Source organism: Pseudomonas sp. CF161, from assembly GCF_000416215.1.
In the GTDB taxonomy this organism is placed as follows: Bacteria; Pseudomonadota; Gammaproteobacteria; order Pseudomonadales; family Pseudomonadaceae; genus Aquipseudomonas.
On the sequence record NZ_ATLP01000035.1, the window covers coordinates 114,512 to 140,873 of the forward strand.

At 64.0% G+C, this 26,362-nt stretch carries 25 protein-coding genes; 16 read left to right on the top strand and 9 right to left on the bottom strand.

Features of this window, described 5'->3' with window-relative positions:
• Positions 1–43: 43 nt before the first annotated feature.
• A complete protein-coding gene (locus CF161_RS04660; RefSeq protein WP_020295410.1) occupies positions 44–784 on the bottom strand; it encodes a ComF family protein in 741 nt (246 codons plus the stop codon).
• Positions 785–876: 92 nt separating this feature from the next.
• Here CF161_RS04660 and bioB point away from each other — a divergent pair, with 92 nt between their 5' ends.
• The 10 genes from bioB (at position 877) to CF161_RS04710 (ending at position 13,310) form a co-directional block, all read left to right on the top strand.
• A complete protein-coding gene (bioB, locus tag CF161_RS04665) occupies positions 877–1,932 on the top strand; it encodes a biotin synthase BioB (protein ID WP_020295411.1) in 1,056 nt (351 codons plus the stop codon).
• Positions 1,933–2,057: 125 nt separating this feature from the next.
• Positions 2,058–3,236, top strand: coding sequence for an 8-amino-7-oxononanoate synthase (bioF, locus tag CF161_RS04670; RefSeq protein WP_020295412.1), 1,179 nt, complete (start codon positions 2,058–2,060; stop codon positions 3,234–3,236).
• Entirely contained in the window at positions 3,229–3,960 is a 732-nt protein-coding gene (locus CF161_RS04675; RefSeq protein ID WP_020295413.1) for an alpha/beta fold hydrolase, read from the top strand. Before bioF ends, CF161_RS04675 begins: the two co-directional genes overlap by 8 nt.
• Entirely contained in the window at positions 3,953–4,765 is an 813-nt protein-coding gene (gene bioC / locus CF161_RS04680) for a malonyl-ACP O-methyltransferase BioC (protein ID WP_020295414.1), read from the top strand. Before CF161_RS04675 ends, bioC begins: the two co-directional genes overlap by 8 nt.
• Positions 4,762–5,442: a dethiobiotin synthase gene (gene bioD, locus CF161_RS04685; protein WP_020295415.1), complete on the top strand. Its 681-nt coding sequence runs from the start codon at positions 4,762–4,764 to the stop codon at positions 5,440–5,442. Before bioC ends, bioD begins: the two co-directional genes overlap by 4 nt.
• A gap of 107 nt (positions 5,443–5,549) precedes the next feature.
• The gene (locus tag CF161_RS04690) at positions 5,550–5,846 is read left to right on the top strand and encodes a hypothetical protein (RefSeq protein ID WP_020295416.1); all 297 of its coding nucleotides are present in this window, start codon (positions 5,550–5,552) and stop codon (positions 5,844–5,846) included.
• Between the two features lie 293 nt (positions 5,847–6,139).
• Positions 6,140–7,945, top strand: coding sequence for a phenylacyl-CoA dehydrogenase (locus CF161_RS04695; RefSeq protein WP_020295417.1), 1,806 nt, complete (start codon positions 6,140–6,142; stop codon positions 7,943–7,945).
• A 220-nt stretch (positions 7,946–8,165) separates the two neighbouring features.
• Positions 8,166–9,458 carry a GGDEF domain-containing protein gene (locus CF161_RS04700; protein WP_043228644.1) on the top strand — a complete coding sequence of 431 codons (1,293 nt, stop codon included), beginning with the start codon at positions 8,166–8,168 and terminating at the stop codon, positions 9,456–9,458.
• A gap of 89 nt (positions 9,459–9,547) precedes the next feature.
• Complete coding sequence (locus tag CF161_RS04705; protein WP_020295419.1) at positions 9,548–11,344, top strand: acyl-CoA dehydrogenase C-terminal domain-containing protein; 1,797 nt, start codon at positions 9,548–9,550, stop codon at positions 11,342–11,344.
• A gap of 187 nt (positions 11,345–11,531) precedes the next feature.
• Positions 11,532–13,310 (top strand): acyl-CoA dehydrogenase C-terminal domain-containing protein, encoded by a 1,779-nt coding sequence (locus tag CF161_RS04710; RefSeq protein WP_020295420.1) that lies wholly within the window; start codon positions 11,532–11,534, stop codon positions 13,308–13,310.
• 236 nt (positions 13,311–13,546) lie between these two features.
• Here CF161_RS04710 and CF161_RS04715 read toward each other — a convergent pair whose 3' ends face one another.
• On the bottom strand, positions 13,547–14,476 hold the full coding sequence (locus CF161_RS04715) for a LysR family transcriptional regulator (protein WP_020295421.1): 930 nt from the start codon (positions 14,474–14,476) through the stop codon (positions 13,547–13,549).
• Positions 14,477–14,578: 102 nt separating this feature from the next.
• On the opposite strand from CF161_RS04715, the gene CF161_RS04720 reads away from it, so the two are divergent.
• The 6 genes from CF161_RS04720 to CF161_RS32070 all read left to right on the top strand — a co-directional run bounded on the left by CF161_RS04720 (position 14,579) and on the right by CF161_RS32070 (position 18,491).
• The gene (locus CF161_RS04720) at positions 14,579–15,277 is read left to right on the top strand and encodes an MOSC domain-containing protein (protein WP_020295422.1); all 699 of its coding nucleotides are present in this window, start codon (positions 14,579–14,581) and stop codon (positions 15,275–15,277) included.
• The gene (locus CF161_RS04725) at positions 15,274–16,557 is read left to right on the top strand and encodes an aspartate aminotransferase family protein (RefSeq protein WP_020295423.1); all 1,284 of its coding nucleotides are present in this window, start codon (positions 15,274–15,276) and stop codon (positions 16,555–16,557) included. The genes CF161_RS04720 and CF161_RS04725 overlap by 4 nt, the downstream gene beginning before the upstream one ends.
• Positions 16,557–17,282, top strand: a complete 726-nt coding sequence (locus CF161_RS04730; protein WP_020295424.1) for a type 1 glutamine amidotransferase — start codon at positions 16,557–16,559, stop codon at positions 17,280–17,282. Before CF161_RS04725 ends, CF161_RS04730 begins: the two co-directional genes overlap by 1 nt.
• A gap of 238 nt (positions 17,283–17,520) precedes the next feature.
• A complete protein-coding gene (locus CF161_RS04735; RefSeq protein ID WP_020295425.1) occupies positions 17,521–17,877 on the top strand; it encodes a type II toxin-antitoxin system RelE/ParE family toxin in 357 nt (118 codons plus the stop codon).
• Complete coding sequence (locus CF161_RS04740) at positions 17,870–18,190, top strand: DNA-binding transcriptional regulator (RefSeq protein WP_020295426.1); 321 nt, start codon at positions 17,870–17,872, stop codon at positions 18,188–18,190. The genes CF161_RS04735 and CF161_RS04740 overlap by 8 nt, the downstream gene beginning before the upstream one ends.
• A 142-nt stretch (positions 18,191–18,332) precedes the next feature.
• Positions 18,333–18,491, top strand: a complete 159-nt coding sequence (locus CF161_RS32070; RefSeq protein ID WP_003228885.1) for a YqaE/Pmp3 family membrane protein — start codon at positions 18,333–18,335, stop codon at positions 18,489–18,491.
• 68 nt (positions 18,492–18,559) lie between these two features.
• Here the strand turns inward: CF161_RS32070 and CF161_RS04750 are convergent, their stop codons facing one another.
• From CF161_RS04750 to pqqF, 7 genes are all read right to left on the bottom strand, one after another.
• Positions 18,560–20,392 carry a S9 family peptidase gene (locus tag CF161_RS04750; RefSeq protein WP_043228648.1) on the bottom strand — a complete coding sequence of 611 codons (1,833 nt, stop codon included), beginning with the start codon at positions 20,390–20,392 and terminating at the stop codon, positions 18,560–18,562.
• On the bottom strand, positions 20,358–21,527 hold the full coding sequence (gene pqqE / locus CF161_RS04755; protein WP_020295428.1) for a pyrroloquinoline quinone biosynthesis protein PqqE: 1,170 nt from the start codon (positions 21,525–21,527) through the stop codon (positions 20,358–20,360). Before pqqE ends, CF161_RS04750 begins: the two co-directional genes overlap by 35 nt.
• Positions 21,499–21,774 carry a pyrroloquinoline quinone biosynthesis peptide chaperone PqqD gene (pqqD, locus tag CF161_RS04760; protein ID WP_020295429.1) on the bottom strand — a complete coding sequence of 92 codons (276 nt, stop codon included), beginning with the start codon at positions 21,772–21,774 and terminating at the stop codon, positions 21,499–21,501. Before pqqD ends, pqqE begins: the two co-directional genes overlap by 29 nt.
• Positions 21,771–22,523, bottom strand: a complete 753-nt coding sequence (gene pqqC / locus CF161_RS04765; RefSeq protein ID WP_020295430.1) for a pyrroloquinoline-quinone synthase PqqC — start codon at positions 22,521–22,523, stop codon at positions 21,771–21,773. The genes pqqD and pqqC overlap by 4 nt, the downstream gene beginning before the upstream one ends.
• A 95-nt stretch (positions 22,524–22,618) precedes the next feature.
• Positions 22,619–23,530, bottom strand: a complete 912-nt coding sequence (pqqB, locus tag CF161_RS04770) for a pyrroloquinoline quinone biosynthesis protein PqqB (protein WP_020295431.1) — start codon at positions 23,528–23,530, stop codon at positions 22,619–22,621.
• A gap of 111 nt (positions 23,531–23,641) precedes the next feature.
• Positions 23,642–23,716: a pyrroloquinoline quinone precursor peptide PqqA gene (gene pqqA, locus CF161_RS32075; protein ID WP_020295432.1), complete on the bottom strand. Its 75-nt coding sequence runs from the start codon at positions 23,714–23,716 to the stop codon at positions 23,642–23,644.
• 156 nt (positions 23,717–23,872) lie between these two features.
• Positions 23,873–26,329 (bottom strand): pyrroloquinoline quinone biosynthesis protein PqqF, encoded by a 2,457-nt coding sequence (pqqF, locus tag CF161_RS04775; RefSeq protein WP_020295433.1) that lies wholly within the window; start codon positions 26,327–26,329, stop codon positions 23,873–23,875.
• Positions 26,330–26,362: the final 33 nt, after the last annotated feature.

Genomic DNA, 26,362 nt, shown 5'->3' on the forward strand with positions numbered 1-26,362 from the left:
GGAAGTGGAGGCTGAGTGTGCGGCTTGAGTGGCGAGAGTCAAGTCAGGCCGGCTCCCCGGGTTTGGGCGTGCGGGCCAGGCAATACACGTCGACCCGGTGCGCGCCGGCATCCAGCAGCAGCCTGGCCAGGGTTTCGGCAGTGGCGCCGGTGGTGAGCACGTCATCCACCAGGGCCAGATGACGGCCGCCAACCCAGGCCTTGTCCGCCAGGCTGAAGGCCCGGCGCATGTTGCGCCGCCGGGCCTGGGCGTCCAGGCCTTGCTGCGCCGGGGTGTCCTGCAGCCGCAGCAGCATGCCTTCATCCACTGCAATGCCCAAGCCCTGGCCCAGCCATTGGGCAAGCAGCGCCGCCTGGTTGAAACCGCGTTCGCGCAGGCGCCGGCTGGCCAGGGGCACCGGCAACAGCAACTGCGGACGCGGCAGGCCGTCATTGAAGCAATGGTGCAGGGATTGGCTGAGAAGTTCGCCGAGCAGGCGGCCAAATGGCCACTTGGCTCCGTGCTTGAAGCGGGTGATCAAACTGTCAACCGGAAAGCGGTAGCTCCAGGGCGCTACCACCTGGGAAAACGCCGGCCGCCGCCGCAGACACTCGCCGCAGGTCAGGCCCGCCTGGGGCAAGGGCAGGGCGCAGATCCGGCACTGTGGGCCCAGCCAGGGCAGCTCGGCTTCGCACTCGACGCAGATGGGCGACGGGTTATCGCAGGGCTCATCGCAGAGCAAACAGGCTTGGTTGTTATTTAACCAGATGTAAACCGGTCCTTCGTATTCTGGTTGACAGTGCATGGCGCTTCCTTAAATATGCCGAACATCCGTGTCGCGGCTGTGGGTATTCGATTACCCCGTCGTCTGCCCCAAGCATAATCAAGGAATCGCCCATGAGCGCCAGCACCACCGCCACCTTGCGTCATGACTGGTCTTTGGCTGAAGTCAAAGCCCTGTTCGTTCAGCCGTTCAACGACTTGTTGTTCCAGGCGCAGACCGTGCACCGCGCGCATTTCGATGCCAACCGGGTCCAGGTGTCGACCTTGCTGTCGATCAAAACCGGGGCCTGCCCGGAAGATTGCAAATATTGTCCGCAGTCCGGCCACTACAACACCGGGCTGGAAAAAGAAAAGCTGATGGAAGTGCAGAAGGTCCTGGAAGAGGCCGCTCGCGCCAAGGCCATCGGCTCGACCCGGTTCTGCATGGGCGCGGCCTGGAAGCACCCCTCGGCCAAAGACATGCCCTACGTGCTGCAGATGGTCCAGGGCGTCAAGGCCATGGGCCTGGAGACCTGCATGACCCTGGGGCGCCTCGACCAGGAGCAGACCGAAGCCCTGGCCAAGGCTGGCCTGGACTACTACAACCACAACCTCGACACCTCGCCGGAGTTCTACGGCAGCATCATTACCACCCGCACCTACAGCGAGCGCCTGCAAACCCTGGCCTATGTGCGTGATTCGGGGATGAAGATCTGCTCCGGTGGCATTCTCGGCATGGGCGAGTCCCTCGATGACCGCGCCAACCTGCTGATCCAGCTGGCCAACCTGCCCGAACACCCGGAGTCGGTGCCGATCAACATGCTGGTGAAGGTCGCCGGCACGCCGCTGGAAAACGCCGAGGACATCGACCCGTTCGACTTTATCCGCATGCTCGCCGTGGCCCGCATCCTGATGCCGCAGTCCCACGTGCGTTTGTCTGCGGGACGTGAAGCGATGAACGAGCAGATGCAGGCCCTGGCGTTTTTCGCCGGCGCCAACTCGATTTTCTATGGCGACAAGTTGCTGACCACCGCCAACCCGCAGGCCGACAAGGACATGCAACTGTTCTCGCGCCTGGGGATCCTGCCCGAAGCCCGCGAAGAGCACGCCGATGAAGTGCACCAGGCGGCGATCGAGCAGGCGCTGGTGGAGCAAAAGAGCAGCGAGCAGTTCTACAACGCGGCCGTCTGACGGCCCACAACCTGTAGCCGCGCCCTGGGCCGGGAGCGCGAGGACCTTGGATCCGTCGAGGTTCTGCGCGCCTGTCGCAGCCTGGGGCCGCGGCTACAGATCATCTTTTGATCACCGAGGCCTGCATGTCTTTTGATCTCGCCGCGCGCCTCGCTGCCCGCCGTGCCGAAAACCTCTATCGCCACCGCCCCCTGCTGGAAAGCCCCCAGGGGCCTGAAGTGGTGGTCGATGGCCAGCCTTTGCTGGCGTTCTGCAACAACGACTACCTGGGCCTGGCCAACCACCCGCAAGTCATCGAAGCCTGGCGCGCCGGCGCTTCGCGGTGGGGCGTGGGCGGTGGCGCCTCGCACCTGGTGATCGGCCACAGCGGCCCGCACCACGCACTCGAAGAAGCCCTGGCCGACCTGACCGGGCGCCCGCGAGCGCTGCTGTTCACCACCGGCTACATGGCCAACCTGGGGGCGGTCACGGCCCTGGTGGGGCAGGGCGACACGGTGCTGGAAGACCGTCTCAACCACGCGTCCCTGCTGGATGCCGGCCTGTTGTCCGGGGCGCGTTTCAATCGGTATCTGCACAACGATGCGGTCAGCCTGGCCAAACGCCTGGAAAAAGCCACCGGCAATACCCTGGTGGTCACCGACGGCGTGTTCAGCATGGACGGCGACCTGGCCGACCTGCCGGCCCTGGCCCGCGAAACCCGGGCCAAGGGCGCCTGGTTGATGGTGGATGACGCCCATGGTTTCGGCCCGCTGGGGGCCAATGGCGGCGGGATTGTCGAGCACTTCGGCCTGAGCCAGGACGACGTGCCGGTGCTGGTCGGCACCCTGGGCAAGGCGTTCGGCACCGCCGGGGCCTTTGTCGCCGGCAGCGAAGAGCTGATCGAAAGCCTGATCCAGTTTGCCCGGCCCTACATCTACACCACCAGCCAACCCCCGGCGCTGGCCTGCGCGACCTTGAAAAGCCTGGAACTGCTGCGCAGCGAGCACTGGCGGCGCGAGCACCTCAATGGCCTGATCCGCCAGTTCCGGCGTGGCGCCGAGCAGATCGGCCTGGCGTTAATGGACAGTTTTACCCCGATCCAGCCGATCATGATTGGCGACAGCGGGCGGGCCATTCGCCTGTCGCAGATGCTCCGCGAACGCGGCCTGATGGTCACGGCCATCCGCCCGCCAACCGTGCCTGCGGGCAGTGCGCGCTTGCGTGTGACCTTGTCCGCAGCCCACAGCGAAGCCCAGGTCCAGCTATTGTTAAACGCACTGGCGGATTGTTTTAGCGAACTGGGACCGGAGCCAAGCCATGCGTGATCGACTGATTCTGCTGCCGGGCTGGGGCCTGGGCATTTCCCCGCTGGAGCCGCTGGCGGCGGCGTTGCAGGGCCTGGACCAGCACCTGAAGGTAGAGATCGAGCCGTTGCCGGAGCTGGAGTCCAGCGACCTGGGGGATTGGCTCGATGAACTCGACGCGGATTTGCCGGACAACGCCTGGCTCGGCGGCTGGTCGCTGGGCGGGATGCTGGCCAGTGAGCTGGCGGCGCGCCGTGGCGATCGCTGCTGCGGCTTGCTGACCCTGGCCAGCAACCCGAGCTTTGTCGCCCACGGCGAGTGGGCGAGCGCCATGGCCGGGGAAACCTTCGATGCCTTTCTGGCCGGCTGCAACGCCGACTCGCGCCTGACCCTCAAGCGTTTCGGCCTGCTCTGTGCCCAGGGTGCCGAGGACCCGCGCGGCCTGTCGCGCCTGCTGCTGGGTGGTGCGCCGAATACCCCGCCGGCGGTGTTGATGGCCGGGCTGGAGTTGCTGGCGCAGTTGGATACCCGGGACGCGTTACAGGCGTTTCGTGGCCCGCAGTTGCATCTGTTTGCCGGGCTCGACGCGCTGGTGCCGGCAGAAGCCGCCAGCGAGTTGCTGGCGTTATTGCCCGATGTCGAAATTGGCCTGATTGAACAGGCCAGCCACGCGTTTCTTCTGGAAGACCCCCACGGAGTGGCGGGGGCGATCCAGGCCTTTTTGCATGAGTCCGGTGATGACTGATCTGTCCCTTCCCCCATTACCCGGCGGCTTGCCGGACAAGCGCCAGGTCGCGGCGTCCTTTTCCCGTGCCGCCGCCAGTTACGACAGCGTCGCCGATCTGCAACGGGCGGTGGGCTATGAGCTGCTGCGGCGCTTGCCGCCCGAGCGGTCGTTCGCCCGCTGGCTGGATATAGGCTGCGGTACCGGGTATTTCACCCGGGCCCTGGCCGAGCGTTTCCCTGGGGCCCAGGGGCTGGCGCTGGATATCGCCGAAGGCATGCTCGATCACGCACGGCCCCTGGGGGGCGCGCAGTATTTTATTGCCGGGGATGCCGAACGCCTGCCGTTGCGTTCAGACAGCTGCGATCTGCTGTTCTCCAGCCTGGCGGTGCAGTGGTGTGCGGATTTTGCCTCGGTACTGCGAGAGGCGCACCGGGTGCTGCGCCCCGGTGGTGTGCTGGCGTTTGCCAGCCTGTGTGTCGGGACCTTGCAGGAGCTGCGTGACAGCTGGCGGCAGGTGGATGGCATGGTGCACGTCAATCGGTTCCGCGAGCTGGGCACTTATCAACAGCTGTGCGCGGCCAGTGGCCTGCGGATTTTGAGCCTGCAATCCCGGCCCCATGTGCTGCATTATCCGGACGTGCGCAGCCTGACCCATGAGTTGAAAGCCCTGGGCGCGCATAATCTGAACCCCGGACGCCCCGGCGGCTTGACCGGACGCGCCCGGATCATGGGCCTGATCGACGCTTATGAGGGCTTTCGTCAGCCTCAGGGTCTGCCCGCGACCTATCAGGCGGTGTACGCCGTGTTGGAGAAGCCGCAATGAGCCCTGCCTATTTCATCACCGGAACCGATACCGATGTCGGCAAGACCACCATCGCCGCCGGGCTGCTGCATGCGGCGCGCCTGGCGGGGTTGAGTACGGCGGCCGGCAAGCCGGTGGCCTCCGGCTGTGAAGTGACGCCTAAGGGCCTGCGCAATGCGGACGCCCTGGCGCTGATGGCGGAGTGCTCCCTGGCCCTGGACTATGCCGAGGTCAACCCGGTGGCGTTCGAACCGGCCATCGCCCCCCATCTGGCGGCGCGCGAGGCGGGGGTGGCCTTGACGGTGCAGTCATTGCTGCTGCCCATGCGCCAGATCCTGGCCCGGGGCGCCGATTTCACCCTGATCGAAGGCGCGGGCGGCTGGCGTGTGCCCCTGGCTGACCAGGACAACCTGTCGGACCTGGCCATGGCCCTGGACCTGCCGGTGATTCTGGTGGTGGGGGTGCGGCTGGGTTGCATCAGCCATGCGCTGCTGACCGCCGAAGCCATCGCCCGGGACGGGCTGCAACTGGCCGGCTGGGTGGCCAATATCATCGATCCCAAGACCTCCCGTCTGGAGGAAAACCTCGCCACCCTGGCTGAACGCCTGCCGGCCCCGTGCCTGGGTCGAGTGCCCAAGCTCAAGCCTCTCAGCGCCCAGGCGGTGGCCGAACACTTGCAGCTGGACCTGCTGGACTAGATTTTGCCTATGACAGGGCAGATGGCCATTAGTGTTTTTGACGGGTGTTTTTTTGACGGGTCTGCTTCAATGAGCGTCGTTCATCCTTAATCAGGTCGAGTCCTCCCATGGAAATTTCAGGGAATACCGCTTTCTACGCGGGTCTGAGCAGCATTCAGACCGGGCAGAACCGTGTCGATCAGGCCGCCAGCCAGATCGCCAATACCACCATCGAGCGCTCCGTCACCAGCCAGTCTTCCGACGTCCAGGTCGACCGCTTGCGTTCGGTGGACCGCAGCCAGCAGTCGGATCTGGAGTCGAGCATGGTCGAGATGTCCATGGGCAAGGTCCAGGCCGAACTGGGTGTGAAAATCGCCAAGGCCAGCGATGAAATGCTCGGTACATTGATCGATACCTACGCCTGATCCCCGCGCCGGCCTGCTCCTTCAGAAGGGGCGGGCCAGACTGCGCCGCTTCTCCCTTCCTGTCTTTCAAGCGCTGCCTGCCTGCGTCGCTACTTCATTCGTGGCCTGACATTTTTCGTGGCATTCGCCGCCGGCCTTTGCCTGCGCGGCGTTCAGCGGCGTGATGACGAATGGCGGTTGCGCGGTGCTTGACAAGAATTAGGCGTAAACGTATGTTTCAAACAACTGTTTGACCGCCATAATAAATCCACGCGGTTGTTCATTCCCGGTTACATCAGCAGAGGTTTATCGCTATGCCTGACTACAAGGCCCCCTTGCGTGATATTCGCTTCGTTCGTGACGAACTGCTCGGCTACGAAGCGCACTATCAGAGCCTTCCGGCGTGCGCAGACGCCACTCCGGACATGGTTGACGCCATTCTCGAAGAAGGCGCCAAGTTTTGTGAGCAGGTGCTGGCTCCGCTGAACCGCGTGGGTGACATCGAAGGCTGCACCTGGAGCGAGTCCGGCGTTAAAACCCCGACTGGCTTCAAAGAAGCCTACAAACAATTTGTCGAAGGCGGCTGGCCAAGCCTGGCGCATGACGTAGAGCACGGTGGCCAAGGCCTGCCGGAGTCCCTGGGTCTGGCCGTGAGTGAAATGGTGGGCGAGTCCAACTGGTCGTGGGGCATGTACCCAGGCCTGTCCCATGGTGCGATGAACACCATCTCCGAGCACGGTACGCCTGAACAGCAAGACGCTTACCTGACCAAGCTGGTCTCCGGCGAATGGACCGGCACCATGTGCCTGACCGAACCGCACTGCGGCACCGACCTGGGCATGCTGCGCACCAAGGCCGAACCTCAGGCCGACGGCTCCTACAAAGTCTCCGGCACCAAGATCTTCATCTCGGCCGGTGAACACGACATGGCCGACAACATCGTCCATATCGTTCTGGCCCGCCTGCCGGATGCCCCAGCGGGCACCAAAGGCATCTCGCTGTTTATCGTTCCCAAGTTCCTGCCCAACGCCGACGGTTCGATTGGCGCACGCAACGCCGTGAGCTGTGGTTCCCTGGAACACAAGATGGGCATCCACGGTAACGCCACCTGCGTGATGAACTTCGACGCGGCCACCGGTTTCCTGATCGGCCCGGCGAACAAAGGCCTGAACTGCATGTTCACCTTTATGAACACCGCGCGCCTGGGCACCGCCCTGCAAGGTTTGGCCCACGCCGAGATCGGTTTCCAGGGCGGCCTGAAATACGCTCGCGATCGCCTGCAAATGCGCTCCCTGACTGGCCCGAAAGCGCCGGACAAGGCCGCCGACCCGATCATCGTGCACCCTGACGTACGCCGTATGCTGTTGACCATGAAGGCGTTCGCCGAAGGCAACCGGGCAATGGTCTACTTCACCGCCAAACAGGTCGACATCGTCAAATACGGTGTGGACGAAGAAGAGAAGAAGAAAGCCGACGCGCTGCTGGCGTTCATGACGCCAATCGCCAAGGCCTTCATGACTGAAGTCGGCTTCGAGTCCGCCAACCACGGCGTACAGATCTACGGCGGTCACGGCTTCATCGCCGAGTGGGGCATGGAGCAGAACGTTCGCGACAGCCGCATTTCCATGCTGTACGAAGGCACCACCGGTATCCAGGCCCTCGACCTGCTGGGCCGTAAAGTGTTGATGACTCAAGGCGAAGCGCTGAAGGGCTTCACCAAGATCGTCCACAAGTTCTGCCAGACCAACGAAGGCAACGAGGCTGTCAAAGAGTTTGTCGCACCGCTGGCTGCGCTGAACAAAGAGTGGGGCGAGCTGACCATGAAGGTCGGTATGGCCGCCATGAAAGACCGTGAAGAAGTGGGCGCCGCCTCGGTGGACTACCTGATGTACTCCGGTTACGCCTGCCTGGCTTACTTCTGGGCCGACATGGCGCGCCTGGCTGCCGAGAAACTGGCTGCCGGCACCAGCGAAGAGGCGTTCTACACCGCCAAGCTGCAGACTGCGCGCTTCTACTTCCAGCGCATCCTGCCGCGTACCCGCACTCATGTGGCCACCATGCTGTCGGGCGCCAACAACCTGATGGACATGAAAGAAGAAGACTTCGGCCTGGGCTACTAAGCCTTACCGGCGTCAATTAAAAGGCCGCTTTTCCTTCGGGGAAAGCGGCTTTTTTATGCCTGGCGACTTGCCAATAAAATTCCTGACTAAAACGCTAAGAAGAATGTCTTGCCTGCCGTTAAAGAGGTGGCAATGTGATGTCTGTCACATTGATTGTGCTTAACTGCGTGCAATGCAGGCACAATGCCACCTACTGATTAGCCGCGTCGGAGCTTTACCCTTGCCGCGTTCTTCTGCTGTACGTTTCAGTCACTTTTTACCGTCTTTGCTGCTGTTGCTTGCGGGGCTCGCGGCTGCCTACGTCAAGGATCTCAACGTCTTCTTCACCTCGCTGTTCAACGTCCTGCCGACCTTGGTGCTGCTGCTCGGCGGCGCTTATTGCGCGGTTTATCGACGCCAGCGCGAGCTGTTCCTGATGGTCACGGTGTACATCGCCTACTTTCTGCTCGATACCCAGACCGACTACTACCGCGACAACGGCAAGGTCCGTGAGGACGCGGCGGTGGTCTTTCACTTGGTGTGCCTGTTGTTGCCGCTGCTGTTCGGGCTGTTTGCCGCTTGGCAGGAACGCACCCACCTGTTCCAGGACATGGTGGCGCGGTTTGCCGTGCTGCTGGCGTTTGGCAGCGTGGCCCTGGGCTTTGAGCAAAGTTACCCACAGGCGCTGTTGAACTGGCTGGCGGAAATCCGCTGGCCGGCGCTGCATGGCGCCTGGATGAGCCTGATCCAGCTGTCCTACCCCGTGTTCCTGGCAGCGTTCCTGTTGCTGGCGGTGCAGTACTGGCGCAATCCACGGCCGCTGCACGCGGCGCAACTGGTGGGCTTGCTCGGGCTGTTCTGGATGCTGCCCAAGACCTTCATCCTGCCGTTCACCCTGAACATCATGTGCAGCCAGGTGATGCTGATGATCGCCGCTGCGGTGGCCCATGAGGCGTACCAGATGGCGTTCCGCGATGAGCTGACGGGCCTGCCGGGGCGCCGCGCCTTGAACGAGCGCATGCAGCGCCTGGGTCGCAACTATGTGTTGGCGATGAGCGACGTCGACCACTTCAAGAAATTCAACGACACCCACGGCCACGATGTCGGCGACCAGGTGCTGCGCCTGGTGGCCAGCAAACTGTCGAAAATCAGTGGCGGCGGGCGCGCCTACCGCTATGGCGGCGAGGAGTTCGCCCTGGTGTTCGCCGGCAAGACCCTGGAGGAATGCATGCCGCACCTGGAGGTGATCCGTGAGTCGATTGCCAGCTACAACATCCAGTTGCGCAACCAGGACAGCCGGCCCCAGGACGATCATCAAGGTCGCCAGCGCCGAGCGGGCGCCGGTGCCTCCAGTGTGTCGGTGACGGTCAGCATCGGTGTGGCCGAACGCCTGGTGGAGCATCGCTCCCCGGAAGAGGTGCTCAAGTCCGCCGACCAGGCCCTGTACAACGCCAAGGGCGCCGGCCGTAACTGTGTTATCGCCTTCGGTCAGAACCGCCGTGGCGCGGTGCGCATGGACAGCGCTGCGGGTTGAGTGATGATGGCGCATTCAGCGTCTGGACTGTGATTGGCAGGCCTGGTGGGCAGCAGTAGCGTGGGTTATCTGCTGCCGGAGACACGACCATGCCTGAGTACAAAGCCCCGCTGCGCGACATGCGCTTTCTGATCGACCATGTGTTCGACTTCCACGCCAACTACGCGGCCCTGGGCGCGACCGACGCCAGCCCGGACATGGTCGACGCGATCCTCGAAGAGGGGGCGAGGTTCTGCGAGAACGTACTCGCGCCGTTGAACCGCTCCGGGGACGAGGAAGGCTGCCACTTCGAAAATGGCGTGGTCACCACCCCCAAGGGCTTCAAGCAGGCCTTCGCGCAGTACGTCGAAGGCGGCTGGCACGGCCTGGCGGCGGACCCGAGCTACGGCGGCCAGGGCTTGCCGCAGTCCCTGGGGCTGGTCATCAGCGAGATGGTCGGTTCCAGCAATACGTCCTGGGGCATGTACCCGGGGCTGACCCACGGCGCGATGTCGGCGATCCACGCCCACGGCTCCAGCGAGCAGAAAGCCACCTACCTGAGCAAACTCACCAGCGGCCAGTGGACCGGCACCATGTGCCTGACCGAAGCCCATTGCGGCACCGACCTGGGCATCATCAAGACCCGCGCCGTGCCCCAGGCCGATGGCAGTTATGCGGTCTCCGGGAGCAAGATTTTCATCTCCGCCGGCGAGCATGATTTGAGTGACAACATCATCCACCTGGTGCTCGCCAAGCTGCCGGACGCGCCGGCGGGGACCAAGGGCATTTCGCTGTTCATCGTGCCCAAGTTCGTGCCTGACGCCCAAGGCGAGGCAGGCGAGCGCAATGGGGTCAGCTGTGGCTCCATCGAGCACAAGATGGGCATCAAGGCGTCGGCCACCTGTGTGCTCAACTTCGATGGGGCCAGGGGTTATCTGATCGGCGAGGCCAATAAGGGCCTGAACTGCATGTTCACCATGATGAACCATGCGCGCCTGGGCACCGGGATGCAGGGCTTGTGCCTGGGCGAGGCGAGCTTCCAGGGTGCGATCAAGTACGCCAACGACCGCCTGCAGATGCGCTCGCTGACCGGGCCCAAGGCCCCGGACAAGGCGGCGGACCCGATCATCGTCCACCCGGACGTGCGGCGCATGTTGCTGACCATGAAGGCCTTCAACGAAGGCAACCGGGCGCTGACCTATTTCACCGCGCAACTGCTGGACGTGGCCCACCTCGGCGCGGACCCGGAGCAGCGCCAGGAGGCCGAGAATCTGCTGGCCTTCCTTACCCCGATCTGCAAGGCGTTCATGACCGAGACCGGGCTGGAAGTGACCAACCACGGCATGCAGGTGTTTGGCGGCCACGGGTTTATCCGCGAATGGGGCATGGAGCAACTGGTTCGCGATTGCCGTATCGCCCCTATTTATGAAGGCACCAACGGCATCCAGGCCCTGGACCTGCTGGGGCGCAAGGTCCTTGGCAGCCAGGGCAAGCTGCTGCAGGGGTTCACCAAGATCGTGCACAAGTTCTGCCAGGCCCAGGGCGAGCACCCGCAGCTCAAGGCCTATGTTGCCCAGCTCAATGGCCTGAATCAGGAGTGGGGCACACTGACCACCCAGGTGGGCATGGCGGCGCTGAAGAATCCCGATGAAGTGGGGGCCGCCGCCCTGGATTACCTGATGTACAGCGGCTACATCATTCTCGGCTACCTCTGGTTGCGCATGGCCCTGGTGGCTCAGGCGCAGCTCGAGGCCGGCGAGGGTGACCGGGATTACTGCACGGCCAAGCTTGCGACCTGTGAGTTTTACTTCAAGCGTCTGCTGCCGCGTACTGCAACTCATCGGGCGGCGGTGGAAGCCGGCAGCGACTGCCTGATGCAGCTGCCAGCGGAGTTGTTCGCGCTTTAACCTGATCAATCAAGCCGTTGAAAGCCCGCCTGGTGCGGGCTTTATCATGCCCGGAATTGCGCGTGACTAAAATTAACAAAAAGGTCACTAGTTGACCCTATGTGTCACAAAAGTTGTTAGGTTACACTTCGGTTTTCGTTATTGGGGCCTGTTTCGGCCCTCTTGTTTAGATCTTGCGAGGTTTGCCATGGCTGACTACAAAGCGCCCCTGCGCGATATGCGCTTCGTCCTCAATGAAGTTTTCGAGGTCGCCAAACTCTGGGCCGAGCTGCCTGCGCTGGCCGAAACGGTCGATGCGCAAACCGTCGAGGCCATTCTTGAGGAAGCCGGCAAAGTCACTGGCAAAAGCATTGCCCCGCTGAGCCGTAGCGCTGACGAAGAAGGTTGCCACTGGAGCAATGGCGCGGTGACCACGCCCCAGGGGTTCACCCAGGCCTACCAGACCTATGCCGAGGGCGGCTGGGTTGGCGTCGGCGGCGACCCCGCCTATGGCGGCATGGGCATGCCCAAGGCGGTGTCGGCCCAGGTCGAGGAAATGGTCAACTCCGCCAGCCTGTCGTTTGGCCTGTACCCGATGCTGACCGCCGGGGCTTGCCTGTCGATCAACGCCCACGCCAGCGAAGAACTGAAAGAGACCTACCTGCCGAACATGTACGCCGGTGTCTGGGCCGGGTCCATGTGCCTGACCGAACCCCATGCCGGCACCGACCTGGGCATTATCCGCACCAAGGCCGAGCCGCAGGCGGACAGTTCCTACAGGGTCAGCGGGACCAAGATCTTTATCACCGGCGGTGAGCACGACCTGACCGAAAACATCATCCACCTGGTGCTGGCCAAGCTGCCGGACGCACCGGCCGGGCCCAAGGGTATCTCGTTGTTCCTGGTGCCCAAGTTCATGGTCAATGCCGACGGCAGCCTGGGCGCGCGCAACCCGGTGACCTGCGGTTCGATCGAACACAAGATGGGCATCCAGGCCTCGGCCACCTGTGTCATGAACTTCGACGAGGCAGTCGGCTACATCGTGGGCGAGCCGAACAAAGGCCTGGCGGCGATGTTCACCATGATGAACTACGAGCGCCTGGGGGTCGGTATCCAGGGCCTGGCCTCGGGTGAGCGTTCCTACCAGAACGCCGTCGAGTACGCCCGCGATCGCCTGCAAAGCCGTTCGCCAACCGGCCCGCAAGCCAAGGACAAAGTGGCCGACCCGATCATCGTCCACCCCGACGTGCGCCGCATGCTGTTGACCATGAAAGCCTCGAACGAAGGCGGCCGGGCGTTCTCGACCTATGTGGCGATGCAACTGGACACCGCCAAGTTCAGCGAAGAGCCCGCCACGCGCAAACGCGCCGAAGACCTGGTGGCCTTGCTGACCCCGGTGGCCAAGGCGTTCCTTACCGATCTGGGCCTGGAAACCACGGTGCACGGGCAGCAGATTTTCGGCGGTCACGGCTACATTCGCGAGTGGGGCCAGGAGCAACTGGTGCGGGATGTGCGCATCACTCAGATTTACGAAGGCACCAACGGCATTCAGGCGCTGGACCTGGTAGGGCGCAAGATTGTCGGCAACGGCGGTGCGTTCTATCAGTTGTTCGCCGATGAGATCCGCCATTTCACCGCGACCGCCAGCAGCGACCTGGGGGAATTCACTAAGCCGTTGAATGACGCCGTGGCTGTGCTCGACGACCTGACGGCCTGGCTGCTGGATCGGGCAAAGAGCAACCCCAACGAAATCGGCGCGGCCTCGGTCGAGTATTTGCAAGCGTTTGGTTACACGGCCTATGCCTACATGTGGGCGTTGATGGCCAAGGCCGCACTGGGCAAGGAGGGGCAGGAAGACTTCTACGCCAGCAAACTGGGCACCGCGCGTTTCTACTTCGCTCGCCTGTTGCCGCGGATTCACTCGTTGAGCGCGTCGGTCAAGGCGGGCAGTGAATCACTGTTCCTGCTGGACGCTGCGCAGTTCTGAGGCTGAGGACGCAATGTAAGCATTCTCTTACATTGCGTGCTGCTGTTTACGTCTACCGACAGATTGGATCCAGAGCTAATCTACTTCACATGGACGTCGCGCAGGAAGCGCAAAAGCAAAACACGGACACGTAGGATTCTGCCAGGATGGCGGAGTGAAAAGGATGTCAGGGAAACAGTCTGCAAAACCCCGCTTCGGCGGGGTTTTCTTTTGCCCGGTTTTTTGTTTCGGGCTCTTCAGCCCAGCCCATCCAGGGCGGCGGATCCGGGCAAGCGTCCTTGCGGGCCATTCATCACGTCTTCCAGCAGGCTGCGCAGCAGCTCCAATGTGCCTTGCTGACGCTGCACGTCGCGACACACCAACCCCACTTTCAGCGGCACCCTGGGTTCGCTCAGCGGTTTCCAGAGCAGATCCTTATTGCCGTGTTCCTGGCGTGAGCGCCCCGGCAGCACCGTCGCCAGGCGGGTATGGGGCAGGCTATCGAGAATCCCCGCCATATTGTTCAACTCGGCCTGCACTTGCGGGCGGCGCCCGAGGCTGGCCAGTTGCGCCTGCCAGATCTGCCGCACCTGAAACTCCTCGCCAAGCAGCAGCATCGGCAACTCGGCCGCCTGGCTGATGGACACTTTCTTGAATTCGCGCAGCGGGTGGTCGGCGGGGATGACCAGGGTCAGTTCATCTTCATACAGTGACACGCCGTGCAATCCGGCCTGGCGCGGCGGCAGGTAGCTGATGCCGATGTCCAGCGCGCCATTGAGCAGGCGGCGCTCGATTTCCAGGCCGGTCAATTCATAGATCTGCACCACCAGATGGGGCTGTGCCTTGCGCACCCGCTCAAGCATTTGCGGCACCAGGCTGGTGTGCACGGTCTGCAACACGCCGATGGCCAGGGTCCGCAAGGCCTGGCCGCGAAAGTTGCCCAGGGCCTCGCGCGCCCGTTGCATGCCATCGAGCAGCGGCAGGGCATGGTTATACAGCGTGTGCGCGGCAAGGGTCGGCAACAGGCGCTTGCTGCTGCGCTCGAACAGGCTGACATCGAGGTTCTGTTCCAGTTGCCGGATCTGCTGCGAGAGCGCCGGCTGGGAGATGGAAAGACGTTCCGCGGCCCGGCCCACGTGGCCTTCTTCATAGACCGCGACGAAATAACGCAGTTGCTTGAAATCCATAAGTTTTACTTATCAAAAATGCTGGAAAATCGAAATGGCCGAGTGCCGCCAAGAAGCCTAGTCTAACCCCTATTCACAAGGCTTACAGGGCCAGAGAGCGCGATGAATACGGTTTATGTGGAGGGCGTTTACATAGGCAAGGCAAAAAACCTCGGCCAGGGTTTGATCAGCGACACGGATAAACACCCGGTTGCAAATCGACTCTGGTTATGGCCGCAAGGCCTGGGCAGCGATGAGCACGGTGATCCGCGCTTTCATACCGGCCCCGAGCGTGCCCTGCATCATTACCCTGCCGAGCACTACGCCTATTGGCGCAAGCGTTATCCACAGATCGACTGGTGCGCCCCGGCCTTTGGCGAAAACCTCTCCACCCATGGCCTGACGGAAGAGCAGGTGTGCCTGGGCGACATGTTTCGCTGGGGCGGCGCCTTGCTGCAGATCAGCCAGCCCCGTTCCCCCTGCTATCGCCTGAGCCACCGCTGGGGCATCCCGAGCCTGCCGCAACAGGCCCAGGACAATGGCCGCTGCGGCTGGTTCTACCGGGTGCTCAAGCCGGGGTTCGTCAGCGCCGACCAGCCGTTCGAGCTGATCCAGCGCAGCTATCCCGGCCTGACCGTGGCCTGGGCCCTGCGTTGTTTTTATCAGGAACCTCTGGAGCATGCCGGCTTGAAAAAACTGGTGGACTGCCCGGCGCTCGCTTCGCGCTGGCGCGATATTGCAATCAAACGTATGCGCACCGGCCGCGTCGAAGACTGGTCTTCACGGTTGCTCGGCCTGCCGCTGGAAGGGCTGCGCGCATGAATCTGTTCAATCTGCGGCGCAAGCCGGCCAGCCTCGACGACCTGGCCGCTGATTTCTGCCTGCCCGCCAACGCTGACGAGCGCAGCAGCGAGCGCCTGATGCCCAGCGTGCAGCGGCCGCAACCGGTGTTTGTACGGGGGCAGGGTTCCTGGCTCTGGGATAACGAAGACCGCGCCTACCTGGACTTCACCCAGGGCGCGGCCGCCAACAGCCTGGGCCACAGCCCATCGGCCCTGGTCACGGCGCTGGCCGCCCAGGCGCAATCGCTGATCAACCCCGGCTCGGGTTTTTACAACCGCAGCATGCTCAAGCTCGCCGAACGCCTATGCCTGAGCACCGGCAGTGACCAGGCGTACCTCCTGGGCAGTGGCAGCGAAGCCTGCGAGGCGGCGATCAAGCTGGCGCGCAAGTGGGGTCAACTGCATCGCGGCGGCGCGGCGCAGATCATCACCGCCAGCAACAGCTGCCACGGTCGCGGGTTTGCGGCGATGTCGGCCTCGGCCAGCCCGAACCAGAGCAACCGCTTCGAACCCCGGCTGCCAGGTTTCAGCCATGTGCCGTTCAATGACCTGCCGGCGCTGCATGCCGCGGTGGACGCGCACACCGTGGCGATCATGCTGGAACCGATTCAGGGCGAGGCTGGGGTGATTCCCGCCACCGAGCATTACCTCAAGGGCGTCGAGCGGCTGTGTCGTGAGCTGGGCATCCTGCTGATTCTCGATGAAGTGCAGACCGGCATCGGGCGTTGCGGGACATTGCTTGCGGAGCAGGTCTACGGTGTCCGCGCCGACATCACCGTGCTCGGCAAGGGCCTGGGGGGTGGCGTGCCGTTGGCGGCGTTGCTGGCGCGGGGCAAGGCCTGCTGTTTCGAGGTGGGCGAACTCGATGGCACCCATCACGGTAACGCGTTGATGAGTGCGGCCGGGCTGGCGGTCCTCGACACCGTGCTGGAGCACGGTTTTCTCGAACAGGTTCGCGACACCGGCCAGTACCTGCGCGAAGGCCTGGCGCGCCTGGCCCATCGTCACGCCCAGGGCGCGCTGCGTGGGCACGGGTTGTTCTGGGGCCTGAGCCTGTCCGACGACTCGGCCCAGGCGCTGGTCAAGGCCGCGCGTCACGAAGGCTTGCTGCTCAGCGCGCCCCAGCCTGACTGCCTGCGCTTCACCCCGGCGCTGACGGTGAGCAAGGCCAATATCGATGAAATGTTGCTGCGCCTGGCGCGTGCGTTTTCTCGGGTGCGCACGGCGCAATTGCAGTGTCGCAAGGGAGTGGCGGTCTGATGCGGGTGCTGATTCTGCAACATTCCCCGGCCGCCGGCCCGGGCCGTATCAGCCAATGGCTGCTGGAACGTGCCAGTGCCGTGCACATCTGCCATCTCTATGCCCAGGCGCGAATCCCGCGGCTCGACAGTTTCGATTTGCTGATCGCCCTGGGCGGGCCGATGAGCGTTCACGATGAACCACAGATTCCCTGGCTGGGCGCCGAAAAGCGCTTGATCAGAAAGGCGCTGTCCGCGGGCAAGCGGGTATTGGGCATTGGCCTGGGCGGCCAACTGCTGGCCCAGGCGCTGGGGGCTGAAGTGCACACCAGCGCATCGCGGGAGATCGGCTGGTGGCCGGTGGAAAAATACCCCCATGCCCAGGATTCGCCCCTGGGCCTGGCATTGCCGGAACGGCTGATGGCTTTTCATTGGCACGGTGAGAGCTTCGAGCTGCCCAAGGGCGCGTTGCCGCTGTATCGCTCGGCGGCCTGCGCCAACCAGGGGTTTATCTGGCAGGAACGGGCCATTGCCCTGCAGTGCCTGATGCAGAGTGATTGGCACAGTATCGAGGCGCTGCTCCAGGCCCGGCCCAAGGCCTGGCTGAATGCCGAACACCAGGCCCGGCCGGATACCGTCGAGGATGACCAGGCGATCCGCGCCGGCATTCCCCATTGCAGTGGCCTGGCGCCGACCCTGTTCCGTTTGCTGGACTACCTCTCAGGGCCGCATCCGACCTTGCGTTGACAGAATTCCTGAACCGTCTCGCGGTAATAACGCGTCGCCCCGTGTCCGATTTTTCGCACGGGGCGTTTTTTTGTCTCGGGTTTTTGCAGAACCCTTTGTGGTACTTGAAGCGGGGCCCTGTTTCGGGTTGCCTGAAGCACTCGGCACGGATTCGCCGAGGTCGGGGCGGGGCGCCGTTGGGCGGCTCGATTTGAAAAAATCTACCACTTGGTGGTAGTTTTTCTGCGGAAGGGACACCATGAAAGTCCGACTATTCAAAACCAGGGGGTTCACGGCCGCCGCCAACAAGGCCTTGATCAGCGACAGTTCGCTCCGGCAAGCCTTCAGCGAGATGCTGCTCGGGCAAGCTGACGACCTCGGCGGCGGAATCTGGAAAAAACGCCTGAACGCCAACCGCCATCGTTCGATCGTGTTGGCCAGGGGGCGGCGTTATTGGGTGTATCAGTTTCTTTTCGCCAAGCAGGACCGGGGCAACATCAGCCTCAAGGAGCTGATGGCCTTCCGCGAATTGGCCAGGGCCTATGACCGCCTGGACGACTGGCAAGTGCAGCAGATGCTGGAAATGAACGCTTTTGTGGAGATCAAGCATGACTAGGAAATTCAACAGCGAGGCCCTGGAGTCGATCCACGAATCGGCCAGTGCGCTGCACGCCATTGGCGCGATCAGCAAGACCACCCTGCGCCGCTTCGATGAGTCCTGCATCGCGGTGGTTCCGGCTGCGATGTCGGCGCAGCAGATCAAGGCGATTCGCGAGCGCAACCACGTCAGCCAGCCGGTGTTCGCACGGTACCTGAACACCAGCGCGTCCACGGTCAAGCAGTGGGAGGCCGGGGACAAACATCCCAGCGGCATGGCGCTCAAGCTGCTGAGCATCGTGCACAAGCATGGCCTGGAAATACTCGCGTGAATCGACTCGCAGGTCGGTGGCGCAGGGCCTGTGGCTGATCGGCAGCCTGAGCAGTTAGGGCAAATTGACTGAACCCTGCCGAGCGGCGCGGGTCGATTAGCTGTAAGGCTCGTGTGAGCCAATTGCCGTTATGGAGCTGCCCATGGACTTTATCCGCATCATCATCGCTATTCTGTTGCCGCCACTGGGGGTGTTCCTGCAAGTGGGGTTCGGCGGCGCGTTCTGGCTGAATATCCTGCTGACCCTGTGCGGTTATATCCCGGGCATCGTGCATGCGGTGTACATCATCGCCAAGCGCTGAAGCCGCCGCCCGCCCCTGATGCCAGGGGCGGGCTTGCCGCATTGCGGCAGTCGGGCTGAACGCTTGATTCAGTCCAACCCTTGCATGACCTTCCGATAAAACATCCACTCCTGCTCCAGCGCATGAGCCTGGTTGCTCGCCTTGCGAAAGCCGTGGCGCTCGTCCGGGTAGTAGTGGGCCTGGGCGGCGATGCCGTTGTCCGTCAGCGCCTTGAGCATGTCGCGGGTCTGTTCCGGCACCACCACTGCGTCCAACTCGCCCTGGAAGAAAATCACCGGCACCCGGATATTGCCTGCGTGCAGCAGCGGTGTGCGGGCGCGATAACGCTCGGCGTCCTGCTCCGGGTCGCCAATCAGCCAGTCCAGGTAGTCGCCCTCGAACTTGTGCGTGGTGCGGGTCAGGCCCAGGGGATCGCTGACGCCATACAGGCTGGCGCCGGCGCGAAACACATCGGCGAATGCCAGGGCGCACAGGGTGGTGTAGCCGCCCGCGCTGCCGCCGCGGATAAAGGCGCGGTTGCGGTCGATCAGCCCTCGCTCGGCCAGATGCTCGACCACGGCGCAGGCATCCTGCACATCCACCTCACCCCAACGCAGGTGCAGGGCCTGGCGATAGGCCCGGCCGTAACCGGTGCTGCCCCGGTAATTGAGGTCGGCCACGGCGAACCCGCGCTGGGTCCAGTACTGGATACGTGGATCGAGTATCGGGTAGCAGGCCGAGGTCGGGCCGCCATGAATGAACACCACCAACGGCGGCGAGGCAGCGTTGTCCATGGCCGGGTAGAAGAACCCGTGGGCCTGGTCCTGGCCGCTCGGGTAGTTCAGGGTCTGCGGGAGGCTGATCTGCTCTGCGGGCAGCGGCGCCATACCACCGGCCAGCACCTGCACCTGCTGGCTGTGACGGTCGATGGCGATCACCGCCGACGGGCTGACCGGCGAGGCGGCGATGCAGTAGATGAACTGCTGGTCCATCGCCAGGCTGCGAAAGCGGCTGTAGTTGCCGCTCAAGTCCTGTTGCGTGCCGTCCTGCCAGCGCAGGCCCAGGCGGCCGAAACCGGCCTCGGTCCAACTCCCCAGCCACGCCTCGCCCCCCAACGGCAGCCAGCTGCAACCGCCCAGTTGCCAAGGCGCCGGGGCATGATCGGCAGCGGCGCTGGGCAGCGGCTGCAAGCCATCCGCCGATTCGCCCCAGGGTTGCCAGAAGCCGCCGCGATCGGTCAGGGCATACAGGCGAGCGCTGGCATCGAAGCGCGGCTGTTGCAGGGCCTCTTGCGTGTCATTGCCCGCCAGGCAGCGCGGCGCGCTCCAAAGGCCATTGGCCAGGCGCTCGGCGACCATCAGCCGGGTCGCGGTCCAGGGTTGATGGGGCCGATCCCACTCGATCCAGGCCAGGCGCTGGCCGTCGCTGCTCAAGGTGGGCGCGGCGTAGAAGTCCGCGCCTTCGGCCAGCAGTTGGCGACTGCCATCTGCCAGGGCAATGGCCACCAGCCGGTGCCGGTCCAGGTGCTCCTCGACCGCCAGGACCTTGCCCGCGGCGAATTGCAGGTCGCCGTAGCGGCATTCCCCGGCGGTCAGCGCAGTGGGCGTTTCCCCCTGCAAGGACTGGCGGTACAGCTGCTGGTCCGCGTCGTTGACGAACACCAGCCCGTCATCGCTCAGGCAGAAGGCGCCGCCGCCGTATTCATAGACCCGGCTGCTGACGCTGAAGCCCTTGGGCGTCAGGCACCGGGCCTGGTTGTGCTGCCAGTGCCAGATTCGGCAGGCCGCGTCGGCGGGGCGATATTCGTTCCAGAACAGGCCCTGGGCGCCGAGGCGCAATTCGCTGAAGTCGACCCCGGCGGCCACTGCCTGGGCGGCGCTGAAGGGCTCAGCCCTTGGCGATGAGGCGTGAGTTTCGTTCATTGCGGAAGGCCAGTTGTTCAATGGTTTGGGTGGCGTGCTCGGCGTCTTCGCGAGCCTGGAGGATCATCCCATGATGCGCCGACTTACTGCACACCGGATCGGCATTGCTCGCATCACCGGTGAGCATGAACGCCTGGCAGCGGCAGCCACCGAAGTCTTTTTCCTTCTCGTCGCAGGAGCGGCAAGGCTCGGGCATCCACTCGTAGCCGCGAAAACGGTTGAAGCCGAACGAGTCGTACCAGATGTGCTGCATGCTGTGCTCGCGCACATTGGGGAACTGCACCGGCATCTGCCGCGCGCCATGGCAGGGCAGGGCGGTGCCATCCGGGGTGACGGTCAGGAAAATATTGCCCCAGCCGTTCATGCAGGCCTTGGGGCGCTCTTCGTAATAATCCGGGGTGACGAAAATCAGCTTGCACGGATGCCCCTCGGCTTCGAGCTTGGCGCGGTATTCGTTGGTCACCCGTTCGGCACGCACCAACTGCTCCCTGGTGGGCAGCAGGCCGACGCGGTTCAACTGCGCCCAACCGTAGAACTGGCAGGTGGCGAGTTCGACGAAGTCGGCTTCGAGGGCGATGCACAGCTCGATGATGCGGTCGATCTTGTCGATGTTGTGCCGGTGGGTCACGAAGTTCAGCACCATCGGGTAGCCGTGGGCCTTGACCGCGCGGGCCATTTCCAGCTTCTGCGCAAAGGCCTTTTTCGAGCCGGCCAGCAGGTTGTTCACCTGCTCGTCGCTGGCCTGGAAGCTGATCTGGATATGGTCGAGCCCGGCCTGTTTGAAGTCGCTGATCTTTTGCTCGGTGAGGCCGATGCCGGAGGTGATCAGGTTGGTGTAAAACCCCAGCTTGCGCGCTTCCCCAATCAGCTCGGCCAGGTCCTGGCGCACCAGGGGTTCGCCCCCGGAAAACCCCAGCTGCGCGGCGCCCATCTCGCGGGCTTCACGAAAGACCTTGAGCCATTGCTCGGTGCTCAGCTCCTTGCCCTGCTCGGCGAAATCCAGCGGATTGGAGCAATAAGGGCATTGCAGCGGGCAGCGATAGGTCAGTTCGGCCAGCAGCCACAACGGCAGGCCAACCTCGGGTTTGGGCGGCAGGCGCGCGGTATCAGGCGAGTTCGATCCAGTGCTGAGCACGGGCGACCTCCATGAATTGCTCGATATCGTCCGCCAGCTCAGGCACGCCAGGGAACTGGGCGTCGAGTTCGGCGATGATCGCCGCCACATCACGCTCAGCGTCGATCAGGCCACCGATCAGCGCGGCACTGTCGTTGAGCTTGATCATGCCTTCCGGGTACAGCAGCACATGGCCTTTCTGCGCCGGTTCGTACTGGAAGCGGTAGCCGGGTCGCCAGTGCGGAACCTTGCTGCGATCAAAACTCATAGGGTGATCCCCTTATGCCAGACCCGTTGTTCGGTGACGCTGTGATAAGGCGGGCGGTGCAGCTCGTACGCCATGCTCATGGCGTCGAGCATGCTCCAAAGGATGTCCAGTTTGAACTGGAGAATTTCCAGCATGCGCTGCTGGCCCTGGAGGGTGGTGTAGTGCTGCAGGGTGATGGCCAGGCCGTGCTCGACATCGCGCCGGGCCTGGCCCAGGCGGGTGCGGAAGTACTGGTAGCCGGCCGGGTCGATCCACGGGTAATGCTGTGGCCAGCTGTCCAGGCGCGACTGGTGGATCTGCGGCGCGAACAGTTCGGTGAGCGAGCTGCTGGCCGCCTCCTGCCAACTGGCGCGCCGCGCGAAGTTGACGTAGGCATCCACCGCGAAGCGCACGCCGGGCAGTACCAGTTCCTGGGAGCGCAGTTGATCCGGGTCCAGGCCCACGGCCTGGCCCAGGCGCAGCCAGGCTTCGATGCCACCGTCTTCACCGGGGGCGCCGTCGTGATCCAGCAGGCGCTGGATCCACTCGCGGCGGATTTCCCGGTCCGGGCAGTTGGCCAGGATCGCGGCATCCTTGAGCGGGATGTTGACCTGGTAATAGAAACGGTTGGCGACCCAGCCCTGGATCTGTTCGCGGGTGGCCCGGCCTTCATACATCGCCACGTGATAGGGGTGGTGGATGTGGTAATAGGCGCCCTTGGCCCGCAGGGCCTGTTCGAACTCGGCGGGGGACAGTGCGGTGTCAGTCATTGCGGTTCTCCGGGGGCTGCGGGTGCAAGGTCGCGCAGGCCCGCTCCTGCACAGTGGATGCAGAGCCCGTACAGCGAGCTTGCTCGCGATTCGCCCTACAGCTCAATACTCATTCCGTCGTAAGCCACTTCCACCTTTCGGCGTACCAATTCGGCACGTTCGGCGGAGTCTTCGTCGAGGATCGGGTTGGTGTTGTTAATGTGGATCAGCACCTTGCGCTGGTTCGGCAACTGCTCCAGCACCTCGAGCATGCCGCCCGGGCCGTTTTGCGCCAGGTGGCCCATTTCCCGCCCGGTGCGGGTGCCGACGCCACGGCGCTGCATTTCATCGTCGTCCCACAGGGTGCCGTCCACCAGCAGGCAATCGCTGCTGGCCATGATCTTGAGCAGGGAGGCGTCGACCTGGCCCAGCCCCGGTGCGTAAAACAGGGTGCCGCCGGTGCGCAGGTCTTCGACCAGCAGGCCGATGTTGTCGCCGGGGTGCGGGTCGAAACGGTGCGGCGAGTAAGGCGGGGCGGCGCTGCGCAGCGGCAGCGGGCTGAAGCGCAGGTTGGGGCAGGCCGGGATGCTGAAGCGCTGGCCGAGTTCGATGGGGTGCCAGTCCAGCCCGCCGTTCCAGTGCTTGAGCATGGTGAACAGCGGGAAACCGGTGCTCAGGTCTTCATGGACCATGTCGGTGCACCAGACCGAGTGCGGGCAGCCTTCGCGCAGGCTGAGCAGGCCGGTGGTGTGGTCGATCTGGCTGTCCATGAGGATGATCGCGCTGATCCCGGTATCGCGCAGGGCCCGGCCCGGCTGCATCGCGGCAAAGCCCTGGAGCTGGGCGCGGATATCCGGCGAGGCGTTGCACAGCACCCAGTTCACGCCGTCATCGGAAATCGCGATCGACGATTGGGTGCGCGCCTGCGCCCGCAGGCTGCCAGCGCGAAAGCCTGCGCAATTCACGCAGTTGCAGTTCCACTGCGGAAAACCGCCACCGGCGGCCGAACCTAGAATCTGGACAAACATGGTGGCTCCATCAGGGCAAGACACAACAAAAAAACGCCCCGGCGAGCCGAGGCGTTGCACTGCGGGTTCTGTTTCCGGGCTTCCTGCAAGGCGGTTGCCCGGGCACAGCAATCAGCGGTTGGCGAAGTACATGGTGACTTCGAAGCCGATACGCAGGTCGGTGTAAGCAGGTTTGGACCAGGACATGGAAGCGCTCCTTCAAGTGGGTGGGACGGGTGACTGCATTACATATAGTCCACCTCCGGCCGGAGATGTTCAGATGCTTAGGGAGCTATCTTACTCAATGGCCCCCGGTCCTGACCTGCCCCTGTGCAAGAAAGCCCTTTACCGCCACGGTAATGATCAGCGCTGCACCTGCCACGGTGCGCCCGGGCAAACCCCGGTGGCCAGGCACCTCCAGCCGCCTTCGGCATGATTCAGACGCCGGGCTGCATCCTGCAGTGCGGCCACCGACAGCTCCTCGATGGCGGGCTGCAATTGCTGCAGATAATCCGACGGATGGCCGGCCTGGGCGCTGTGCCATAGCAGCTCGGCGGCTTGGGTCAGCCCCAGGCCGGCGGGGTCGAATTGCGCCGCCAGACGCTGGCGTTGGGAGGCCAGTTCCACGGGGTCAAGTTCAGCCAGCAGCGTTGGCAGCTGCTGCAGAAACTGCCGGAGGTGTTCGAGGATCTCGGGCACCGGAGCACCGGGCGACTGCACGCCAAACAGTAACCCGGTGCGCCCGTTGATCTGGCGTACGCCGCTGAACACCGCATAACCCAGTTGCAGCTCGACCCGCAGGCGCTGATAGAAGGGCGCCTGGCACAGCTGGCCGAGCAGACGCCAGGCGGCCTCGTCTTCCACACGGGTCGACGGCGCCGGGCAAAACAGCAGCAGCGCGTGTTCGCTGGAGTCGCAGTCGAGGGTTTGCCAGAGGTAGCCGGTCGCGCTGTGCGTGACGTCTGCCAGGGCGCTGTCGGGGCTGCCGGGCATCTTGCCCAGGGCTCTTTTCAGCGCGTTTTGCGTCGCTTCGGGCAGGCCCAGGCCCAGCCCGTCCCAGCGGGCGCCGTCCCACAGTAACTGCAGGGCTGCGGCATCATTGGTTGCGGCGGATTCCCACTGCGGCTCGGCCAGGGCCTTGAGCAACTGACGGATCGGGATCAGCGGCGCGGCGGCCGGCTCGCTGCTCAGCCACGTGGCGGCGACGGGCTGGCTCAGCTGTTTGAGCACCTGGGTCAGAATCGCCGGCAGCGGTTGCGGATGGCCGGTCATTTTCAGCAGCCAGTCCTGGCCATTGGCGTGCAGCGTCACCTCCACCCCGGCCTGGCGCGCATCCACTTGCAGCTCGTGCAGGCTGCGCACCAGCGCCGGCAGCAGCCCGGCCGGAGCCGCCTGGTGCAGGCGCCAGCGCAGGTACAACGCGGCCTCGCCGGTATCCTCGGGCAGGGCCTGGCTGACGTTCAGCGCCGGCAGCTCGAGCCGGCCACGACTGCGGTCCTGGGCAAAGGTGCGCAGCCCGCGGTGCTTGCTGGTTTGTCCGCGAATCAGGCCGGCGCGTGGCGGCTCGGCTTCGGTGGTCAGGAACGGATTGGCAGGCGGCAGTTGCCAGGCCATCCCCAGGGGCTCGCCGGTCTTGGCTTGCAGTTGCTGGAGCAGGGCCTGGAGGGCAGCCAGCCCTTGCCCGGTCAAGGCGCCCTGGCGCTGCTCGCTATCGAACCGTGCCAGTTCCAACGCGCCCGCGACCTGTTGCCGGCGGTGTTGCAGACGCGCGTATTCCGCGCTCAGTTTCGGCCAGTCGGTCTGCGTCGCAAAAAAGCCCAGCCAGTCCTGCACCTGTTGGCGGATCAGCGGCGTTTGTTCCAGGCCCTGGGGCGTCAAGCCGATGTCGACATGCACCACGGCCTGCCCGGCAAAGTGATACAGCGGCGCGGCCTTGAGACCGTCGATCAGGCCGCGTGTTTTCAATTCGGCGACCAGGCCCCCGGGCTTGCTCGACGCCAGCCAGATACAGAGCACCTCCAGGGCCTCTGCGGCACCCTCGGGCAACGACTCGGCGCACAGCAGCAGGTCCAGATGACGGCCGTCCTGCCGGGGATAGATCCCGGGGCCGTCGGCCTGCAAACCGGGCGGCAGCTCCTGGAGCACGGGCGTGCCCTGGGCGAACTCGCCGCCGCAACGTTCGGCCAGGGCTCGCAGCACTTGCAGCGGTTGCGGGCCGGCCAGGCTCAGGGTCATTTGCCCGGCCTGGTAGAAGGTCTGATAGAACTCGCCCAGGGCCTGGCGAAAGGCCGGGCGCGGCACCGGCAGGCTGTAGCGATTGCCGGCATGGAAGGCGCGCAACGGATGGGCCGCGGACAGCCGGTCGAACAGCGAAAACTGCCGTTGTGCCGTGGCATCCCGGGACCAGGCGATAAATTCCGCATGCAGCACTTCGCGCTCGCGCAGTTGATCGTCTTCGGCCAGGCGCGGGTGGGCCAGCATGTCGCACAGGCGCTCCAGCCCACCGGCAAAGGCGGCGGGGGGCAACTCGAAAAAGTACTCGGTGCTGCGCTCGCGGGTCTGGGCGTTGACCTGCCCGCCGTGGCCTTGCACATAAGCCATCAGCCCTTGCTGCGCGGCAAAGCGCTCAGTGCCGAGAAACATCAGGTGTTCCAGAAAGTGCGCCAGGCCAGGCCAGGCCGGAGGCACATCGTGGCTGCCGGCATTGACCCGCACGCTCGCCGCGCAGCGTTTCAAATGGGGGGCATGGCGCACTGAAATCCGCAGGCCGTTGGCCAGGGTTTCAATGTGGGGCAGGTGGGGGTGGTTCAGCGCGGGCATGAGCACTTCCAGAACAGAGAAGCGCTCATGCTA

What these genes read in the sequence shown, in the direction of transcription:
- CF161_RS04660 (WP_020295410.1), bottom strand. Translation starts at nt 784, where the DNA reads ATGCACTGTCAACCAGAATACGAAGGACCGGTTTACATCTGGTTAAAT.
- bioB (WP_020295411.1), top strand. Translation starts at nt 877, where the DNA reads ATGAGCGCCAGCACCACCGCCACCTTGCGTCATGACTGGTCTTTGGCT.
- bioF (WP_020295412.1), top strand. Translation starts at nt 2,058, where the DNA reads ATGTCTTTTGATCTCGCCGCGCGCCTCGCTGCCCGCCGTGCCGAAAAC.
- CF161_RS04675 (WP_020295413.1), top strand. Translation starts at nt 3,229, where the DNA reads ATGCGTGATCGACTGATTCTGCTGCCGGGCTGGGGCCTGGGCATTTCC.
- bioC (WP_020295414.1), top strand. Translation starts at nt 3,953, where the DNA reads ATGACTGATCTGTCCCTTCCCCCATTACCCGGCGGCTTGCCGGACAAG.
- bioD (WP_020295415.1), top strand. Translation starts at nt 4,762, where the DNA reads ATGAGCCCTGCCTATTTCATCACCGGAACCGATACCGATGTCGGCAAG.
- CF161_RS04690 (WP_020295416.1), top strand. Translation starts at nt 5,550, where the DNA reads ATGGAAATTTCAGGGAATACCGCTTTCTACGCGGGTCTGAGCAGCATT.
- CF161_RS04695 (WP_020295417.1), top strand. Translation starts at nt 6,140, where the DNA reads ATGCCTGACTACAAGGCCCCCTTGCGTGATATTCGCTTCGTTCGTGAC.
- CF161_RS04705 (WP_020295419.1), top strand. Translation starts at nt 9,548, where the DNA reads ATGCCTGAGTACAAAGCCCCGCTGCGCGACATGCGCTTTCTGATCGAC.
- CF161_RS04710 (WP_020295420.1), top strand. Translation starts at nt 11,532, where the DNA reads ATGGCTGACTACAAAGCGCCCCTGCGCGATATGCGCTTCGTCCTCAAT.
- CF161_RS04715 (WP_020295421.1), bottom strand. Translation starts at nt 14,476, where the DNA reads ATGGATTTCAAGCAACTGCGTTATTTCGTCGCGGTCTATGAAGAAGGC.
- CF161_RS04720 (WP_020295422.1), top strand. Translation starts at nt 14,579, where the DNA reads ATGAATACGGTTTATGTGGAGGGCGTTTACATAGGCAAGGCAAAAAAC.
- CF161_RS04725 (WP_020295423.1), top strand. Translation starts at nt 15,274, where the DNA reads ATGAATCTGTTCAATCTGCGGCGCAAGCCGGCCAGCCTCGACGACCTG.
- CF161_RS04730 (WP_020295424.1), top strand. Translation starts at nt 16,557, where the DNA reads ATGCGGGTGCTGATTCTGCAACATTCCCCGGCCGCCGGCCCGGGCCGT.
- CF161_RS04735 (WP_020295425.1), top strand. Translation starts at nt 17,521, where the DNA reads ATGAAAGTCCGACTATTCAAAACCAGGGGGTTCACGGCCGCCGCCAAC.
- CF161_RS04740 (WP_020295426.1), top strand. Translation starts at nt 17,870, where the DNA reads ATGACTAGGAAATTCAACAGCGAGGCCCTGGAGTCGATCCACGAATCG.
- CF161_RS32070 (WP_003228885.1), top strand. Translation starts at nt 18,333, where the DNA reads ATGGACTTTATCCGCATCATCATCGCTATTCTGTTGCCGCCACTGGGG.
- CF161_RS04750 (WP_043228648.1), bottom strand. Translation starts at nt 20,392, where the DNA reads ATGAACGAAACTCACGCCTCATCGCCAAGGGCTGAGCCCTTCAGCGCC.
- pqqD (WP_020295429.1), bottom strand. Translation starts at nt 21,774, where the DNA reads ATGAGTTTTGATCGCAGCAAGGTTCCGCACTGGCGACCCGGCTACCGC.
- pqqC (WP_020295430.1), bottom strand. Translation starts at nt 22,523, where the DNA reads ATGACTGACACCGCACTGTCCCCCGCCGAGTTCGAACAGGCCCTGCGG.
- pqqB (WP_020295431.1), bottom strand. Translation starts at nt 23,530, where the DNA reads ATGTTTGTCCAGATTCTAGGTTCGGCCGCCGGTGGCGGTTTTCCGCAG.
- pqqF (WP_020295433.1), bottom strand. Translation starts at nt 26,329, where the DNA reads ATGCCCGCGCTGAACCACCCCCACCTGCCCCACATTGAAACCCTGGCC.